We start from the raw sequence: 15,113 nt of genomic DNA, 5'->3' as shown, positions 1-15,113 counted from the left end.
TTCGTACCGCAACCCTTTCCGGAGCCGACCATGCCGATCGACCGCAGCACGCCGCCCGCAACGCGTCACCGTCTCGGCGAATGGATGGCCCGCGAGGAATCGCAGATGGCCGGGTACCGCGCGAACATCGCGAACGCAGCGCGCGCGCAGGCCGGCGAACAGCTGCGCACGCCGGCCGTGCAGGCGCTCGCGCGGCTGTTCGACGACAACGCGGTGCTGCGCATGAGCCTCACCCGCGCGATCGACGAGGCGCTCGAATCGGGCCGCATGCTCGGCTACGCATCGATCGGCGAACTGATGACCGTGATCGACCACCTGATGACCTACACGCCGCCGTTCAGCGAAACGAGCCTGGTCGTGTGCCCGCTGAACGCGTTTCTCGACTGGCCGATGTGCATGCCGTCGGGCCACGCGGTGTTTCGCGACGCGGCGGTCAACGCGCACCTGAAGCAGGTGCTGAACGTGTGGTGCGACTTCCTCGGCGGCCCGCATTCGCGCGCGCATCTCGATACGTCGTCGCCCGACGGCTGGTTCTGCGATGCAGCGCGCACGCGCCTCGGCCTGTCGCAGTTCCAGTATCGCGAGGACCAGCCGCACTGGGGCTTCGACTCGTGGAACGACTTCTTCACGCGGCGCTTTCGCGCGGGTGCGCGGCCGGTCGCGGCGCCGGACGATCCGCACGTGATCGTCAGCGCGTGCGAGGCCGCGCCGTATCACACCGAATCCAGCGTGAAGATCCGCGACAGGTTCTGGATCAAGGGGCAGCCGTATTCGCTGCGCGACATCTTCACGCCCGCGCGGCTGCCGCTTGCCGAGCGCTTCGTCGGCGGCGACCTCTACCAGGCGTATCTGAGCGCGTACAACTATCACCGCTGGCACGCGCCGGTGCGCGGCACCGTCACGCACGCGTACCGGGTCGACGGCACCTACTACTCGGTCGCGGAAGCGGAAGGCCCGGACCCGGCCGGGCTCAACGACTCGCAGGGCTACATGACGGCCGTCGCCGCGCGCGCGGTGGTCGCGATCGACTGCGACGACCCGGGGATCGGGACGGTAGCCGCGGTGTTCGTCGGGATGGGCGACGTGTCGTCGTGCGTGATCGAGGTCGTGCCGGGGCAGCGGATCGACAAGGGCGACGAGATCGGCTATTTCCAGTACGGCGGCTCGACCTGCTGCCTGCTGTTCGAACCGGGCGTGATCGACCGCTTCCAGTGCGCGCCGCCGTTCGACGGCGATACGCCGGCCGTGCAGGTCAACGCACCGGTCGCGATCGCGCACTGAGCCGCGCGGTTCGGCATCACGCGTCGGCACTGCCGAACCCGCGCCCGGCGTGCCGCAGCATGCGCTGCACGATCGACAGCCCGTCCGGCGTCAGGGCGAGCCGGCTCGCGCCCGATGCGTCGGCGCGCATCTCGATCAGGTGTTGTTCCACCAACGCGACGATATCTTCGCGGTCGGCCTGGATCTGTTCCGGCGCGCGATGGACCAGGAATAGTGCGGCAAATTCATGTGCGGTCAGCATGTTGTCTCCCCCATTTGACGGCTTGGCGCGATACGACGATGGCATCGCGCCGGCGCAGGCGCGAATCGTGCGCCGCGATTTGAGGAGACATGCAGGGAGTGTGCCAGTATCTGGGACGGAGCGGCCCGGCGCCCGGCCGGCGCGCGGCGTGATGTGTCACTTCAAGGCGCTCGGGGGCCGCTGCAAACTTTTCAACGGCGTGTAATGGCGCCCAATGGTGCGAATGGAACGGCACGGGCGCACTGCGGCACGCGCCGCATGCCCCACGGACTCACGACTTCCGCGAACGGAACATCCCGGCGCGGGCGGTTTTGCCCGCCGCCTTGTCGCGCACGCGGAAGTAGCCGCTGTGGAGTTCCACGCCGCCCTTGCCGTCGACCAGCACGTCCGCGCACGCGGCCTCGATGCGCGCACGGCCGCGCTCGAACGCGTCGCGCAAGTCGGCTTCGAGCGCGGAGCGCGCGCCGAAATGATCCTCGAGCGCTTCGACCGTGATCGTGCAGGTTTGCGGCTTCCCGTCGACCTCGACGACGAAACGCATCAGCAGCGCCGCGCCGTCGAACTCGGGCGGCGCGTCGGTCAGCATCACGTGGCGAACGGGTTCGGCCGGCATCGCTCAGGGCCCCCGCGACGCGAGGCACTGCACCAGCGCGCCGTTGAATGCAGGCAGGTCGGCCGGCTTGCGGCTCGTGATCAGGTTGCCGTCGCGCACGACCTCCTGGTCGACCCACTTGCCGCCCGCATTGCGGATGTCGTCCTGCAGGCTGGGCCAGCTCGTCATCGTGCGGCCGTCCACCAGCCCGGACGACACGAGCAGCCAGCCGCCGTGACAGATCGCGGCAATCGGCTTGCCCGCGCCGACGGCCGCGGTCACGAATTCGCGCGCGGCCGGCAGCATCCGGATCGCGTCGCCGTTGACCACGCCGCCCGGCAGCACGACCGCGTCGTAATCGCCTTCGCGCGCATCGTCGAACGTGCGGTCGACCTTCACGCGATCGCCCTTGTCGACGTGCCTGAACCCCTGGATCTCGCCGCGCTTCTGCGAAATCACGTCGACCTGCGCGCCCTCTGCCGTCAGCGCGCGCTGCGGTTCGACGAGCTCGGCTTCCTCGAAGCCGTCGACCGCGAGTATCGCTACCTTGCAATGATCCAGCTTGCCGATCATGAATCGCTCCCTTTCGTGTTGTGGCACCGGGTGTGCCGTACCCTGCCGTATCCATCGACGCAGCAACGGGCGTGCCGCACCCGTCGGGATGGCGGCCGGCGCGGTGCCGCCTTGATGGGGCGCGACCCGCGATCGGCGATCGGCGATCGGCGATCGGCGGTTGGCGGCGCGCACGCGCGTCGCGGCGTGATGCGTGCCACCATTGGATAGCGCCGCGCGGCGCCTGCAAAGATTTCAACGGGATGTAACGTGACGCCGGCAATACCCGCGACTATCGGCGGCAGCCGCCCGGTGGCCTGCATGCGGGGCCGTACCCGCCGCCGGCCGGTGCCGGCCCGCCGCGCTCACTGCAGGTGACGCGCGGCGTCGAGCATCGCGTCGGTCAACTCGATCGTCAGCGTCAGGTCCTCGGTGACGTCGGGCAGCGCGTCGAGCGTGGCCTGCACGCTGTCGTGCAGCATCGCGTGCACGCGCATCCGCGCGGGCTCGTCGAGGTCCGCATAGCGCTCCATCGTGTCGCAGTCGAGCGCGAGCACGACCGCGTGCCGCGCGGTATCGCGCGGCGCATCGGGCGCGAGCGCCCACGCCGCATGAAACATGATCCTGCCGGTCGCGACGTCGACATGAACCGTCGTATCGAGACCCTCGGTCTCGGCGGCGTCGGCGTCCAGCGCATCGTCGTCGAGCGAGATCCGGGAATTCGATTGCATGTTGTCCTCCTGCGTGGTGGCGACCGGCCGGCCTCGCGCGCGGCGTCCGCCAGCGCGCCGCGCCGGGGCGCCGGCGCGACGCCGAGATCGTCAATAGCTGCTGGAACCCGCGCTGCCCGTGCCACCGCCCGAGCCGGTCGCCCCCGGCAAGCGGCTAGTGCCGGCGCCCGCGCCGGTTCCGCCCGGGGCCGCACCGGCACCGCCCATGCCCGCGCTGCCGCCGGCACCGCTCGTACCGGTGCTGCCCGTACCGGGGGTGCCCATTCCGGTGCTACCGGTACCGCTGCCTGTGCTACCCATTCCGGTGCCGCCCGTCGCGCCGCCGCCCATGCTGCCGGTCCCGGCACCAGTCATGCCGCCGGGCTTGCTGCGCACGTCCGGTTGACCGCGCGGACCCGTGCCGCGCGGCGCCTGCATGCGGGTCGCGGGCGGCGGCGCCGCCGTGTTGCCGTTCGACAGGTTGCCGCCGCTGCCCTGCGCCGACGTGTCCGGCGGCGACAGGATCGGCGCGCCGGTGCCCTCGTCGGAACGTTGCGAATTCTGTGCCCATGCGGCCGGTGCGGCCGCGACGAGCGCGACGGCCGCGCACGCGAGGATCCGGCGCGCGGCAGATTTCGATTCGGATGCTGGCTTCATGGAGCGCTCTCCCTCAATGGAACCGCCGTAGTGGAATGGCCTGCGCCTTCGATTCAGCAAGGCCCGTGCCGCCACCGACAGGCGGCACGCGAATTGCGGCACCACCCGGACACCCGAGACCCGCGATCCATCCCGATTCGATAGGGAGAGCCCTGCCATGCCTTCAGCTTCCGCTTCCCATCCGCACGGCAAACGCGCGACGCGCCGCCCGGGCCGTGCGCGCAGCAACGATCCGCAGCACCGCAAGCGCTGGTCCGCCGACGTCATGCAAAGAAGCGATGCGCTCGACATCGAGCCCGAGATCTTCAAGTCCGACGACCCGGGCAAGATCGCCGCGTCGCTCAAGCGCTCGGCCGAACACAGCCGCCGACGCAAGGGGACGCCGTTCCAGTCGGCGATGTCGATGCTGAACTTCTACGTGAACCGCGCGGGCCGCAACCTGCCGAAAACGCGCCGCGCGACGCTCGAACGCGCGAAGCGCAAACTGCGCGAGGCGTTCGGCCGCAAGCCGTGACGGCCCCCGCCGGTTCACCGTCGACCTGCCCGGCCTGCCCGTATGCATGAAACGCTGTGGTATCTGATCATCGGCGCGGTGCTGATGGGCATGGGCATCGTGACGTCGGCGCTGCGTCATCTGCCGTGCAGCAGCGCGATGATCTATCTTGCACTCGGTGTCGCGCTCGGCCCGTCCGGCGCCGGGCTCCTGCATCTCGACATTCAGCGCGACGCGCCGCTGCTGCGCGAGATCGTCGAGGTCGCGCTGCTGGTATCGCTGTTCGCGATCGGGCTGCGGCTGCGCGTGCCGCTGTCCGACCCGCTGTGGCGCGTGCCGTGCCGGCTCGGCCTGCTCGCGATGATCGTCACGGTGCCGCTGCTCGCCGGCTGCGCGGTACTGACGCTCGGGCTCGGCTGGGGCCCCGCGCTGCTGCTCGCGGCGATCCTCGCGCCGACCGACCCGGTGCTCGCGCACGACGTGCAGGTGCATGATCCCGGCGACCGCGACCTGGTGCGCTTCGCGCTGTCCGGCGAAGGCGGGCTGAACGACGGCATCGCGCTGCCGTTCGCGCTCGCGGGCCTCGCGCTGTGCGGCGCGTCCGATGCGCCGCACGGGCCGCCACCGCTGTCGGGCACGTTTGCACTGGCCGCGCTGTGGGGCATCGCGGGCGCCGCCGCGATCGGCGGCATGCTCGGCGCGGCGACCACCACCGCGATCGGCTGGCTGCGCACCCGTCATGCGCAGGCACTCGGCTTCGAAGGCTTCTTCGCGCTCGCGTTGATCGTGCTGTCGTTCGGTGCCGCGCAGCTCGCGCATACGTTCGGCTTCATCGCGACGTTCGCCGCGGGCGTCGCGATGCGCCGCGTCGAGCATCGCGCGAGCGGTGACCGCCGGCCGCGCGAAGTGATCGGCCGGGTCGATTCGGAAGACGTGGTCGCGACCGAGAAGCACCCGGAGAAAGCGCACGCGTTCATGACCGAATCGGTGCTCGACTTCACGATCGAGCTCGAGCGGATCGCCGAGGCGCTCGTGATGACGATGATCGGCGGCGTGCTCGCCACGCTGACGACGCCGCTCTTCACGTGGGGCTCGGCCGCGCTCGCCGTCGCGCTGTTCGTCGCCGTGCGGCCGCTCGCGGTGCTGCCGGCGCTCGCCGGCTCGCGCGCGACGCCGGCGCAGCGCCGGCTGCTGGCATGGTTCGGGATACGCGGGATCGGCTCGTTCTACTACCTGCTGTTCGCGCTCGAGCACGGGCCGTCGAGCGCCGTGCGGCCGCTCGCGGCGCCGGTGCTGGCCGTCGTGTCGGCGTCGGTGATCGTGCACGGCGTGTCCGCGACGCCGCTGATGGACTGGTATCACCGTCTGCAGCAGCGTCGGCGCTGACGGCGCCGTCACGACATGCCGAGACGCGCACGCATCTGCGCGGTGATCCGCTGCCGCGTGCCGGCATAGTCTTCCCAAGGGTCGCGCTTCAGCCGGTCGAGCCGCTCGTGCAGCGTGTCGATCGTCCATTGCGCGCCGCCCGTGGTGGTTGGCACCTCGTCCCAGCGCAGCGGCACCGACACGCCCAGCCCGGGCCGCGCACGCACCGAATACGCGGCGATTGTGCTCGCACCGCGGCCGTTGCGCAGGTAGTCGATGAAGATCTTGCCGCGCCGGTGACGCGCGCCCATCGTCGCGGTGAAACGGTCGGGCAGCGCGCCCGCGACATGCCGCGCGAGCGCGCGCGAGAAGTCCTTCGCGTCGTCCCAGCCCAGGTGCCGCGCGATCGGCACGACGACGTGCAGCCCCTTGCCGCCGCTCGTCTTGCAGAACGACGCGAGGCCCAGTTCATCGAGCAGCCCGCGCACGAGCTGCGCGGCGTCGGTCATCGCGCGCCACGGCAGCGCCGGATCGGGATCGAGGTCGAACACGATCCGGTCCGGCCGCTCGATGTTCGACGCGTGCGCGTTCCATGTATGCAGCTCGATCGTGCCCATCTGCGCGGCGCCGAGCAGCGCGTCGACGCTGTCGAGCGACAGCAGCGGACCGTGGCCCGGATCGAGTCCTGCGTGCTGCGTGACGAACGGGATTTCGCGGCGCTCCGCGTGCTTCTGGAAGAACAGCTCGCCCGCGATGTCGCCGGGCGCGCGCACGAGCGCCACGGGCCGGCCCTTCAGGTCCGGCAGCAGCCACGGCGCGACCCATTGCCAGTAATGCGCGAGATCGATCTTGCGCGTGCCGCTCTGCGGATCGAGCACGCGCTCGGGATGGGTGATGCGCACGCGGCCGAGCATGTCGGAACCGATATCGTCGCGTGCTGCGTGGGGGGACGGGCGCGAACGTGCGTGGTGCTTGCGAGCGCTTGGATCGTGCTTGGCGCGATCTGCGCGATCTGCGTGATCGGCATGCTCGGCGTGCTCGGCGTGCTCGGCATGCGACGTATGCGACGTATGCGACGTGCGATCGACGTGCGCCGCGTGCTTGCGTTCGTGCTTTTCGTGATGCGTGGTCTGGCGTCGCTCCATCACCCCCTCCGTTTCCGGTTGCTTCGGCACTTCGCGGACGATCTGCGACGCCGGCTTGTCCTCGCGCAGCGCGATGAACGCGGCCTGCCGCACGATGCCGTCGCCGGTCCACTCGGCGAATTCGCATTCGGCGACGAGCGTCGGCTCGATCCAGTGCACGCGCGTGCGCGAGCGTTCGCGCGGCGGCGGATCGAACGGCGTCGTGTCGCGTTGCTGCTTGCGCAGGATCGGTGCGAGCCGGTCGAGCATCCGCGTGTCGAAGCCGGTGCCGACGCGGCCGACGTAGCGCAGCGGCGCAGGCCCGCGCCGCCGCTTGCCGGCCGCTGCCGGTTCGTGCACGCCGAGCAGCAGCGCACCGAAGCCGTGCCGGCTGCCCGACGGCTCGGTGTAACCGCCGATCACGAACTCCTGCCGGCGCCGGCATTTGAGCTTGATCCACGCGGGCGAGCGACCGCCGCAATAGCGCGATTCCGCGCGCTTGCCGATCAGCCCTTCGAGGCCGGTATCGCAGGCGCTCGCGATCAGCGATGCGACGTCGTCGCCGAGATCCGGCGAAAAGCGCAGCCGCGCGGGGTCGCTGTCGGCGAGCAGCGCTTCGAGCAGGCCGCGGCGCGCGGTGAGCGGTGCGTCGCGCAAGTCGTAACCGTCGAGACAAGGCAGGTCGAACACGAACAGCGTGATCGCATCCGAGTGTCCGGCGCCGATCGCGTTCTGCAGCGCCTGGAAGTCGGGGAGACCGTTCCTGCCGAGCACGACGGCCTCGCCGTCGAGCCAGGCGTCGTCGACGTCGAGCGCCGCGAGCGCGTCGCGCTGCGCGCGCAGCTTCGCGGTCCAGTCGCGGCCTTCGCGCGTCATCAGCTTCACATGCCGGCGGGCGCGCTTGCCCGCAATGCGCGCGAGGATCCGGTAGCCGTCGAATTTCAGTTCGTAGCGCCAGTCGCCCTGCGTCGGCGGGCCGTCGACCAGCGTCGCGAGTTGCGGCGCGACGCGCTCGGGCAGCGGCGCGCGTACCGCACCGTCGATCTCGGACGGATCGGCGGGCCGGCGGGCGCGGCTTTCTCTGCTTTCTCTGCTGTCTCGGCTGTCTCGGCCATGATCGTCATGCGCTGCGGCGCGCGTGTCGGTCGAGTCGCGCCGGCCGCGTTGCGCTCCGCGCGCGCGCGTCGAGCGGCCCGCGGCATCCGCACGCGTCGCCGACGCCGCCCCGTCATGCACACTCCCCGGCAGTTCGCCGACGACGTCGAATTCGGCCTCGCTGCGCGCGTCGTCGTCGCGCTCCTTGATCAGCAGCCACTGTACCTGCCGCCCCTCCTGCCGTCCGCTGCGCACGAGCGCCCAGCCGCCGTGCAGCTTTTCGCCGTCGAGCCGGAACGTCAGCTTGCCCGCGCGATAGCCGTCGCGTGCCTGCGCGAGGCCGCCGTCGGGCGTCCACGTGCCTTCGTCCCATACGATGACCGCCCCCGCGCCGTAATGCCCGGCCGGAATCTCGCCTTCGAACGACGCGTATTCGAGCGGATGATCCTCGACCTGCACGGCGAGGCGCTTCACCGACGGATCGACGCTCGGCCCCTTCGGCACGGCCCACGACTTCAGCGTGCCGTCGAGTTCGAGCCGGAAGTCGTAATGCAGGCGCCGCGCGTGGTGCTCCTGGATCACGAAGCGCAGCGGGTGGCCGGCACGCCGGGTCGCCCGCCCGGAAGGTGTCGCGTTCGCCTTCGCGCGCCGCCGCCCGTGCGCGCCTTCGGGTTCCGGCGTCGCGTCGAAGCGGCGTTTGCGGCGATAGGGATCGAGCTTGCCGGCCATCGTGTCACCTCGCGTCGCCGCGCATCATGCGGCGTGCTTGCGGCGCGCGGCGGTTTTCTTCGCCGCATGCTCGCCGGTCGCGGCACGTTTCGCGGCCGGCCGCTTCGCCGCCGGCGTCTTCTCGGCGGAGCCTTTCGGCGCGGCCTTCGAAGCCGGCTTGCGGCGCGCGCCGCCGCGCGACGACGCAGAAGAAGACGACGCGGAGGAAGACGACGCGTCCGCCTCCGCGCCCTCGTCGTCGCCCGCATTGCGCGGGCCCGCCGCGCGCGCGCCACCGCCGCCGCCCTTCAGGCTGCGTTTCAGCAGCTCGGTCAGGTCGACCACGTTGGTCGCCGCGCGGCCCGTCTGCGGTGGCCGCTCCTCGATCTCCTCGATCTTGCCCGCGCGCACCTTGCGCTCGACCAGCTCGAGAATGTCGTCGCGAAACGTGTCGTGATACTCGTCCGGCGTCCACTTGCCCGCCATCTCGTCGATCAGCTTCTTCGCCATCCCGAGCTCGCGCGCGGTCACGCCCGCGTGTTTCGCGTCGTCGGCCGGCACCGTCAGTTCGTCGAGCGGCCGCAGTTCTTCCTGCCAGCGCAGCGTGTCGAGCGCGAGTAGCGGCCCGACCGGAATCAGCGCGCCGAGATGCTGGCGGTCGCGCATCACCACGAGCGCGATGCCGATCTTGCCGCTGTCCTTAAGCGCGTCGCGCAGCAGCGCATAGACCTTCTCGCCCTTGCGGTCCGGCACGAGGTAGTACGGCGTGTCGAGATACAGGAACGATACCGCGTCCGCGTCGACGAACGTCAGGATGTCGACGGTTTGCGTCGATTCCGGATTGGCCGCGCGAATCTCCTCGTCGGTCAGCACGACGTAGCGTTCCTTCTCGTACTCGTAGCCGCGCACGATGTCCTCGCGCGCGACCTCCTTGCCGGTGCGCTTGTTGATCTGCCGATAGCCGACCGGGTCCATCGAGCGCTTGTCGAGCAGCCGGAACGACGGCTTCACGGTGCGCGTCGCGGGAAACAGCTGCACGGGCACGTGAACGAGCCCGAAGCTGATCGCGCCTTTCCAGATCATCCGCGATGCCATGCGTGTTCTCCTTTGCCGGGTGCGCGGGCGCGTGGCGGCACACACCAGAAGCCGTCACGGGCATGGATGCGCCGCACGGCGCGTGTCGCGACGGCGGCCAAAGCGTCGATGCGGGCTGCGTCGGTCAGGGCGCGCGCAACGCGCGGTCGAGTTCGGCGCGCGTCACGTCGAGCGCGACGCTGCATTCGATCTCGGCGTCCTCGACGCGCGGCTTGTGCTCGTCGACCGCGCGCCGCGCGAGGTCGCACAGCTGCGTGCGCACGCGCAGGCGATCGGCCGCGCCGAGCGACGCATAGCGCGTGAGCACGTCGGGATCGAAACGCAGGTCGACCGCGCAGCGCCATTGACGCGCGTCCTCATCGGACGGCACGCGCACCCACGACACCTGGATCGTCAGCCGCCCGGACGCGTCGTCCGCATGCACGACGACGGTCGACTGCGACGGAAAGCCGTTCGCGAGCGCATGCTCGATTTCCGCGATGCGCTGCGAACGGTCGGGGGCGGTCGTCATCGCCTGACAACCCCCAGCAGCAGCGTGACCAGGAAGATCACGACGAAGATGTAGAACAGGATCTTCGCGATCTCGGCCGCGCCGGCCGCGATGCCGCCGAAGCCGAACAAGGCGGCGACGAGCGCGATGATGAGGAAGATGATGGCGTAACGAAGCATGAATGCCTCCTGGAGTCCTGAAGAACGGTGATCGCCGATGCGTGTCGCCGTCGATCACGAATCGTGCTTGTGCCTGGGTTTGCCGTGGACCGGCGTCGAAGCCATTTTTTCGAGTTCCTTTTCGCTCATCGACTTGGCCATCGACTTCGCAGGCGGCTTCAGGTCCTTCATTTTCGTGTCGCCGCGCTTGGCCGACAGGGCGGCTCCTGCGGCGCGTTGCTGTGCCTGGGACTTGGCTGGCATGGCTTTCCTCCTCTCGGTGGCGCGCGACGTCCGTGCGGCTCACGGGCGAGCCGCGCGCGGTTCGGACGGTATCGTCATGCGGCGTCGCGCCGGCGCAGGTCGGCCGGCGGAATCTTCATCGCCTGGCGATACTTCGTGACGGTACGACGCGCAAGAAGGATGCCGCGGCCCGCGAGGTTCTGCGCGAGCGCGACGTCGGACAGCGGATCGTTATGGCGCTCGGCGGCGATCATGTCGCGGATCAGCACCTTCGCGGCGGACGCCGAGCACACGCCCTTGCCGGCCGCCTCCAGCTTGCGCGGGAAGAAATGCTTGAACTCGAACGTGCCGTGCGGCGTGGCCATGTACTTGTTGCCCGTCGCGCGCGAGACCGTCGATTCGTGCAGATCGAGCTCCTCGGCGATGTCGCGCAGCACGAGCGGCTTCATCGCGATCTCGCCGTAGCGGAAGAAGTCGCGCTGCCGGGCGACGATGCACTCGCCGACCCGCTGGATCGTGTCGAAGCGCTTCTGCACGTTGCGGATCAGCCAGCGCGCTTCCTGCAGCTGCTGGCCCAGCGGCGAATCGCGCTCGCCGCTCGACTGCGCGAACAGCGTCGCGTAGCGCTCGTGCAGCCGCGCGCGCGGCAGCACGGCCGGGTTGATCGTCACGATCCATTCGTCGCGCACCTGGCGCACGATCACGTCGGGTATCACGTAGTCGCCGCGCGTGCTGCCGTAGTGATTGCCGGGGCGCGGATCGAGCGCGCGCACCAGCGCGCAGGCGGCCTGCATCGTCGCCTGGTTGCAGCCGAGGCGCCGCTGGATCTCCGCCGTCTCGCGGCGCGCGAGCCGTTCGAGATGGTCGCGCGCGATGGCCTTCGCTTCCGCGAGCGCCGGCGTGCCGGCCGGAATCGCGTTGAGCTGCAGCAGCAGGCATTCGGACAGCGAGCGCGCGGCGATGCCCGGCCGGTCCAGCATCTGCACGAGCCGCAGCGCGACCGTGAGATCCTGTTCCGACAGCAGCCGCGCCGGATCGGCCGCGATCAGCAGCTCGCCCAGCTCCTGACGCAGGTAGCCGTCTTCGTCGAGCGCGTCGATCACGATGCGCGCGGCCTCGCGGTCGCGCCGGTTCAGCGGATAGAGCCGCAACGCGTCGTGCAGCTGCTGGTGCAGCGACGGCTCGGCGGCCATCCACTCGCCGGGCGACTGGTCGCCCGCGTCGTCGGCCTGTCGCCCGGTGCCTCGCGTGGTCGGCGCGGCCGTGTACGACACGTCGCCGTCCGGCGGGCGCACTTCCTCGTGCTCGGGTGGCGGCTCGGGCGGTGCGGCTTCGGCCTCGGGTTCGGGCGCGTCGGCGGCTTCTTCGTCGCCCTGCCCGTCTTCGAGAAACGGATTCGAGTCGAGCGCCTGTCGCAATTCCTGCTGGAATTCGAGCGAAGACAACTGCAGCAGGCGAAGCGACTGCTGAAGCCTCGGCGTGAGTGCCAGATGCTGTCGCATCTGGAGCGCAAGCGTGACGGACATCGATGCCCTCCTGACGGTGTGCGGAATGCGTTTATGCGAATCCATGCAGCTACCGTGCCAGGAAGGTGAAGCGCCGTCCGGCGGGGCTCTCGCGGGTTCGTACCCCGTCGGCCGCGGCCCCGGGCGCCCCCTTTTTTACAAGCGCCCGCAAGTTAGGGGGCACGGCATTCGCTCCGCGCGGATATGCCGTCGCCGTCGCGCGAATATGTCCTCGCAGGCAGTATCGTTGCGCGGCATCCGTGCAGGGTGCCGCGGTCAGTACTGCATCGGCGGCGGCGTGCCCGGCAGCGTTTGACCGCCCTGCACGCCGTTCGGCCCCGGCGGCGGCACGTCGACCGGCTCGCCGCCGGTCGCGCCCGGCGGCAGCGTGTTGTACGGCGACGGGCGCGTGTCGTAACGCGTATTCGCGTCCGGCATCGTCGTGGTCGGCGACGCGCCGTGGCCGTCCGGTGGCGCCGGCGGTGCGCCACGCGTGCCGTAGGGGCCCTGCGGTTGCGTGCATGCGCCCAGCGCGCACGCAGCGGCGAACGCACAGGCGCACACGCGTATCGTCTGGATCGGTTTCATCGGAACCTCCTCCGTGAAGTGCGCTGCGCGGCACCGGGCCGGCCGTGACGGCGCGGCTCAGAGCCGGTTGAAATGGAAATCGCCCGCATACGCGTTCGGTGCGCGACGGGCCATCATCGTGTCGAATTCGGCCGCGACGCGCATCAGTGCGCCGCGTTGCCGCTCGATACCGGCCTGCTCGAGCGCCGCGAACGCGTCGGCGTCGAAGGTCACGGTCAGCGACGCCGGATGACCGTCGACGCGAAAGCCGAAATGCAGCGCGCCGGCCGGCTGCTCCTCGGCATGGAACGGCATCGCGCGCGCCTCGAAATGACGGCCGAGCGTCTCGGCCACGTCGCGCAGCATGCCGGGTTTCACGCTGATGCTCATCGTGGGCTCTCCGTGGGTGGGATGGACGCAATCGGCGGCCCGCCGGTCGACGGCGTGTGGACCGGCGGCGCGTGAATGGGCCGCACAGGAATCGGCAGCCCGTGGTTCGGCCGCGCGTGAATCGGCGGCGCCCGCGTCGGCGGCTCACGCTCCGGCGGCGGATGCCCGGGCGGGTCGCCTTCCGGATCCTGATAAGGCTCCGGCGTGCCGGGCGGCAGGTCATCCGGCGCGGGCGGCTCGGGGTCCGGTTCGACGTCGGGGATCGGCGGTTCGGGCCGGTGCAGCGACTGGGCGGGGTCTCGGTTCATCGGGGGGCATTCGATCGTTGCGTCGTCCTCGCGGGGCCTGATCGATTGGCGCGGCGTGCGCCGCCCGATCGTCCACGAAAGGCAGGGCCGCAAGCTGCGTGCCGTCTGCGTGCCGGCGTGCACGCCGCCTCGCACGCCGCCTTTCCGCGCGCCGGCGCGCGGCCGCGCGCGCCACCCCGCCGTACGCCGTGCCTTCGCTACACCGCGCGCTGCAATTCTTTCAAGGGCAGCGCGCTACGCGTCGTACGCGGCCATCACGAGCCACAGCTCGTGGTCGTCGTCGCGCACCCGCGCGGCGAGCGCATACGGATCGGCCGGCTCGCACGCGCGCTGCAGCGCAAACCGCGCCGGCTCGGTCGAGCCGAACGTCTCGTCGCCGAGCGGCCGCACGTCGGCCTTGCCTTCGAACATCCGGCGATCGGGCCGGTAGATCAGCGGCTCCTGTTTCCACGCGCTGAAATGGCTCTTCACCGACTCGAACCCGCCGCCGCATACGTTGATCTCATAGCGCACCCCTGGCCGCCGTTTGGGAATCGTCATCGTGCCTCCCGCTTGATTTGCGTGTGTGTGTGCGGAGCATTGCACCGCGCGTTGTGGCCGGCATCCTGCGTCGTCGTCCTGCGTGGTCATCCATCGAAGAAGCGGCAAGTCCCGTGCCGCGCGGTCGCGACAGGCACGGCCGTTGCGCGATCACCGCGTCATCGTCACCGCCTCGGAGCCCCGCCATGAAGGAATCGACCCGAACCGGCCGCGACGCGCCGCACCAACCCCAGCGCGATCCGTCGCCGCCGTTGAAGGACCAGGATCAAACGAAGACGCGCCACTCGGAGCGCCATATCGACAAGCAACTCGAGGACACGTTCCCCGCGAGCGATCCGCCCGCGACCGGCGGCGTCACGCGCATCGAGCCCGACACGCCGCCGGGCACGCACGACGACGGCCCGTGGCAGGACCCCGCCCGACGCCGCGACGAATGACGGCCGGCACTCGACGGACACCGCTGCCGAACGGCACGCCGCTTGCTGCCCGCTTGTTGCCCCGCACGGCCCGGATTCAACCCGCAAGGAGGACTTCATGCAACGCGTCAACGAAATCATGTCGCAGGACGTCGTGCGCATCGCGCCGACCGACTCGATCCGTCATGCGGCGCAATTGATGGAGCGCTATGACATCGGCGCGCTGCCCGTATGTGACAACAACCGGCTGATCGGCATGGTCACGGACCGCGATCTCGCGGTGCGCGCGATCTCGGCCGGCAAGCCGCTGGAAACGCGGATCCACGAAGTCGCGTCGGGTCCGATCGAATGGTGTTTCGAGGACGATTCGCTGGAAGAGATCCAGCACTACATGGCCGACGCGCAACTGCGCCGCCTGCCCGTCGTCGATCACGACAAGCGGCTCGTCGGCATGCTGTCGCTCGCGGACATCGCGACGCGCACGGCCGGCCCCGCACGCGACGACGTCGCGAACACGCTCGAAGGCGTGTCGCAACCGAAGCAGACGTGACGGGGCCATTCGCGCCCCGCCCCGACTACCCGC

General features: G+C 70.3%; 20 protein-coding genes. 5 read left to right on the top strand and 15 right to left on the bottom strand.

The window, feature by feature from the left end:
• The first annotated feature begins 30 nt into the window (after positions 1-30).
• Positions 31-1,281 (top strand): phosphatidylserine decarboxylase family protein, encoded by a 1,251-nt coding sequence (locus DID99_RS04370; RefSeq protein WP_124485805.1) that lies wholly within the window; start codon positions 31-33, stop codon positions 1,279-1,281.
• A 16-nt stretch (positions 1,282-1,297) separates the two neighbouring features.
• Here DID99_RS04370 and DID99_RS04365 read toward each other — a convergent pair whose 3' ends face one another.
• The 5 genes from DID99_RS04365 to DID99_RS04345 form a co-directional block, all read right to left on the bottom strand.
• Positions 1,298-1,522 (bottom strand): hypothetical protein, encoded by a 225-nt coding sequence (locus DID99_RS04365; RefSeq protein WP_044843397.1) that lies wholly within the window; start codon positions 1,520-1,522, stop codon positions 1,298-1,300.
• Positions 1,523-1,793: 271 nt separating this feature from the next.
• A complete protein-coding gene (locus DID99_RS04360; RefSeq protein ID WP_124666148.1) occupies positions 1,794-2,135 on the bottom strand; it encodes a DUF1488 domain-containing protein in 342 nt (113 codons plus the stop codon).
• Positions 2,136-2,138: 3 nt separating this feature from the next.
• A complete protein-coding gene (locus DID99_RS04355) occupies positions 2,139-2,687 on the bottom strand; it encodes a type 1 glutamine amidotransferase domain-containing protein (RefSeq protein WP_044843395.1) in 549 nt (182 codons plus the stop codon).
• A 344-nt stretch (positions 2,688-3,031) separates the two neighbouring features.
• Complete coding sequence (locus DID99_RS04350; RefSeq protein WP_124485804.1) at positions 3,032-3,397, bottom strand: DUF3022 domain-containing protein; 366 nt, start codon at positions 3,395-3,397, stop codon at positions 3,032-3,034.
• A 90-nt stretch (positions 3,398-3,487) separates the two neighbouring features.
• On the bottom strand, positions 3,488-4,033 hold the full coding sequence (locus DID99_RS04345) for a hypothetical protein (RefSeq protein WP_124666147.1): 546 nt from the start codon (positions 4,031-4,033) through the stop codon (positions 3,488-3,490).
• 157 nt (positions 4,034-4,190) lie between these two features.
• Here DID99_RS04345 and DID99_RS04340 point away from each other — a divergent pair, with 157 nt between their 5' ends.
• Together DID99_RS04340 and DID99_RS04335 are read left to right on the top strand one after the other, a co-directional pair.
• On the top strand, positions 4,191-4,547 hold the full coding sequence (locus DID99_RS04340) for a DUF3175 domain-containing protein (RefSeq protein ID WP_044843392.1): 357 nt from the start codon (positions 4,191-4,193) through the stop codon (positions 4,545-4,547).
• Positions 4,548-4,589: 42 nt separating this feature from the next.
• Entirely contained in the window at positions 4,590-5,912 is a 1,323-nt protein-coding gene (locus tag DID99_RS04335) for a sodium:proton antiporter (RefSeq protein ID WP_124666146.1), read from the top strand.
• An 8-nt stretch (positions 5,913-5,920) separates the two neighbouring features.
• Here DID99_RS04335 and ligD read toward each other — a convergent pair whose 3' ends face one another.
• From ligD to DID99_RS04285, 10 genes are all read right to left on the bottom strand, one after another.
• Entirely contained in the window at positions 5,921-8,839 is a 2,919-nt protein-coding gene (ligD, locus tag DID99_RS04330; RefSeq protein WP_124666145.1) for a DNA ligase D, read from the bottom strand.
• Between the two features lie 24 nt (positions 8,840-8,863).
• On the bottom strand, positions 8,864-9,913 hold the full coding sequence (locus DID99_RS04325) for a Ku protein (protein ID WP_124666144.1): 1,050 nt from the start codon (positions 9,911-9,913) through the stop codon (positions 8,864-8,866).
• Between the two features lie 124 nt (positions 9,914-10,037).
• On the bottom strand, positions 10,038-10,424 hold the full coding sequence (locus tag DID99_RS04320; protein ID WP_044843388.1) for a DUF3022 domain-containing protein: 387 nt from the start codon (positions 10,422-10,424) through the stop codon (positions 10,038-10,040).
• Positions 10,421-10,582 (bottom strand): DUF1328 domain-containing protein, encoded by a 162-nt coding sequence (locus DID99_RS04315; protein ID WP_044843387.1) that lies wholly within the window; start codon positions 10,580-10,582, stop codon positions 10,421-10,423. The genes DID99_RS04320 and DID99_RS04315 overlap by 4 nt, the downstream gene beginning before the upstream one ends.
• 54 nt (positions 10,583-10,636) lie before the next feature.
• Positions 10,637-10,825 (bottom strand): DUF3008 family protein, encoded by a 189-nt coding sequence (locus tag DID99_RS04310; protein WP_044843386.1) that lies wholly within the window; start codon positions 10,823-10,825, stop codon positions 10,637-10,639.
• 74 nt (positions 10,826-10,899) lie between these two features.
• Positions 10,900-12,330: an RNA polymerase factor sigma-54 gene (locus DID99_RS04305; protein ID WP_044843385.1), complete on the bottom strand. Its 1,431-nt coding sequence runs from the start codon at positions 12,328-12,330 to the stop codon at positions 10,900-10,902.
• A gap of 255 nt (positions 12,331-12,585) precedes the next feature.
• The gene (locus DID99_RS04300) at positions 12,586-12,897 is read right to left on the bottom strand and encodes a hypothetical protein (protein ID WP_124485798.1); all 312 of its coding nucleotides are present in this window, start codon (positions 12,895-12,897) and stop codon (positions 12,586-12,588) included.
• Between the two features lie 57 nt (positions 12,898-12,954).
• Entirely contained in the window at positions 12,955-13,266 is a 312-nt protein-coding gene (locus DID99_RS04295) for a hypothetical protein (RefSeq protein WP_044843383.1), read from the bottom strand.
• Positions 13,263-13,574 carry a hypothetical protein gene (locus DID99_RS37730; protein ID WP_260444541.1) on the bottom strand — a complete coding sequence of 104 codons (312 nt, stop codon included), beginning with the start codon at positions 13,572-13,574 and terminating at the stop codon, positions 13,263-13,265. The genes DID99_RS04295 and DID99_RS37730 overlap by 4 nt, the downstream gene beginning before the upstream one ends.
• Before the next feature lie 234 nt (positions 13,575-13,808).
• Complete coding sequence (locus tag DID99_RS04285) at positions 13,809-14,114, bottom strand: hypothetical protein (protein WP_044843382.1); 306 nt, start codon at positions 14,112-14,114, stop codon at positions 13,809-13,811.
• A 185-nt stretch (positions 14,115-14,299) separates the two neighbouring features.
• Here DID99_RS04285 and DID99_RS04280 point away from each other — a divergent pair, with 185 nt between their 5' ends.
• Together DID99_RS04280 and DID99_RS04275 are read left to right on the top strand one after the other, a co-directional pair.
• Complete coding sequence (locus DID99_RS04280; RefSeq protein ID WP_124521710.1) at positions 14,300-14,551, top strand: hypothetical protein; 252 nt, start codon at positions 14,300-14,302, stop codon at positions 14,549-14,551.
• Positions 14,552-14,648: 97 nt separating this feature from the next.
• Positions 14,649-15,080 carry a CBS domain-containing protein gene (locus tag DID99_RS04275; RefSeq protein ID WP_124666143.1) on the top strand — a complete coding sequence of 144 codons (432 nt, stop codon included), beginning with the start codon at positions 14,649-14,651 and terminating at the stop codon, positions 15,078-15,080.
• The last annotated feature ends 33 nt before the right edge of the window (positions 15,081-15,113 follow it).

The sequence above is a fragment of the Burkholderia sp. Bp8986 genome (assembly GCF_003854225.1).
Taxonomy (GTDB): Bacteria; Pseudomonadota; Gammaproteobacteria; order Burkholderiales; family Burkholderiaceae; genus Burkholderia.
The sequence above is the reverse complement of the archived record's forward strand: the minus strand, read 5'-3'. Positions and strand labels throughout refer to the sequence as shown.

Coding starts and splice junctions, on each gene's coding strand:
- DID99_RS04310 (WP_044843386.1), bottom strand. CDS start 10,825: ATGCCAGCCAAGTCCCAGGCACAGCAACGCGCCGCAGGAGCCGCCCTG.
- DID99_RS04370 (WP_124485805.1), top strand. CDS start 31: ATGCCGATCGACCGCAGCACGCCGCCCGCAACGCGTCACCGTCTCGGC.
- DID99_RS04315 (WP_044843387.1), bottom strand. CDS start 10,582: ATGCTTCGTTACGCCATCATCTTCCTCATCATCGCGCTCGTCGCCGCC.
- DID99_RS04285 (WP_044843382.1), bottom strand. CDS start 14,114: ATGACGATTCCCAAACGGCGGCCAGGGGTGCGCTATGAGATCAACGTA.
- DID99_RS04355 (WP_044843395.1), bottom strand. CDS start 2,687: ATGATCGGCAAGCTGGATCATTGCAAGGTAGCGATACTCGCGGTCGAC.
- DID99_RS04295 (WP_044843383.1), bottom strand. CDS start 13,266: ATGAGCATCAGCGTGAAACCCGGCATGCTGCGCGACGTGGCCGAGACG.
- DID99_RS04325 (WP_124666144.1), bottom strand. CDS start 9,913: ATGGCATCGCGGATGATCTGGAAAGGCGCGATCAGCTTCGGGCTCGTT.
- DID99_RS04340 (WP_044843392.1), top strand. CDS start 4,191: ATGCCTTCAGCTTCCGCTTCCCATCCGCACGGCAAACGCGCGACGCGC.
- DID99_RS04275 (WP_124666143.1), top strand. CDS start 14,649: ATGCAACGCGTCAACGAAATCATGTCGCAGGACGTCGTGCGCATCGCG.
- DID99_RS04335 (WP_124666146.1), top strand. CDS start 4,590: ATGCATGAAACGCTGTGGTATCTGATCATCGGCGCGGTGCTGATGGGC.
- DID99_RS04305 (WP_044843385.1), bottom strand. CDS start 12,330: ATGTCCGTCACGCTTGCGCTCCAGATGCGACAGCATCTGGCACTCACG.
- DID99_RS04300 (WP_124485798.1), bottom strand. CDS start 12,897: ATGAAACCGATCCAGACGATACGCGTGTGCGCCTGTGCGTTCGCCGCT.
- ligD (WP_124666145.1), bottom strand. CDS start 8,839: ATGGCCGGCAAGCTCGATCCCTATCGCCGCAAACGCCGCTTCGACGCG.
- DID99_RS04360 (WP_124666148.1), bottom strand. CDS start 2,135: ATGCCGGCCGAACCCGTTCGCCACGTGATGCTGACCGACGCGCCGCCC.
- DID99_RS04320 (WP_044843388.1), bottom strand. CDS start 10,424: ATGACGACCGCCCCCGACCGTTCGCAGCGCATCGCGGAAATCGAGCAT.
- DID99_RS04345 (WP_124666147.1), bottom strand. CDS start 4,033: ATGAAGCCAGCATCCGAATCGAAATCTGCCGCGCGCCGGATCCTCGCG.
- DID99_RS37730 (WP_260444541.1), bottom strand. CDS start 13,574: ATGAACCGAGACCCCGCCCAGTCGCTGCACCGGCCCGAACCGCCGATC.
- DID99_RS04365 (WP_044843397.1), bottom strand. CDS start 1,522: ATGCTGACCGCACATGAATTTGCCGCACTATTCCTGGTCCATCGCGCG.
- DID99_RS04280 (WP_124521710.1), top strand. CDS start 14,300: ATGAAGGAATCGACCCGAACCGGCCGCGACGCGCCGCACCAACCCCAG.
- DID99_RS04350 (WP_124485804.1), bottom strand. CDS start 3,397: ATGCAATCGAATTCCCGGATCTCGCTCGACGACGATGCGCTGGACGCC.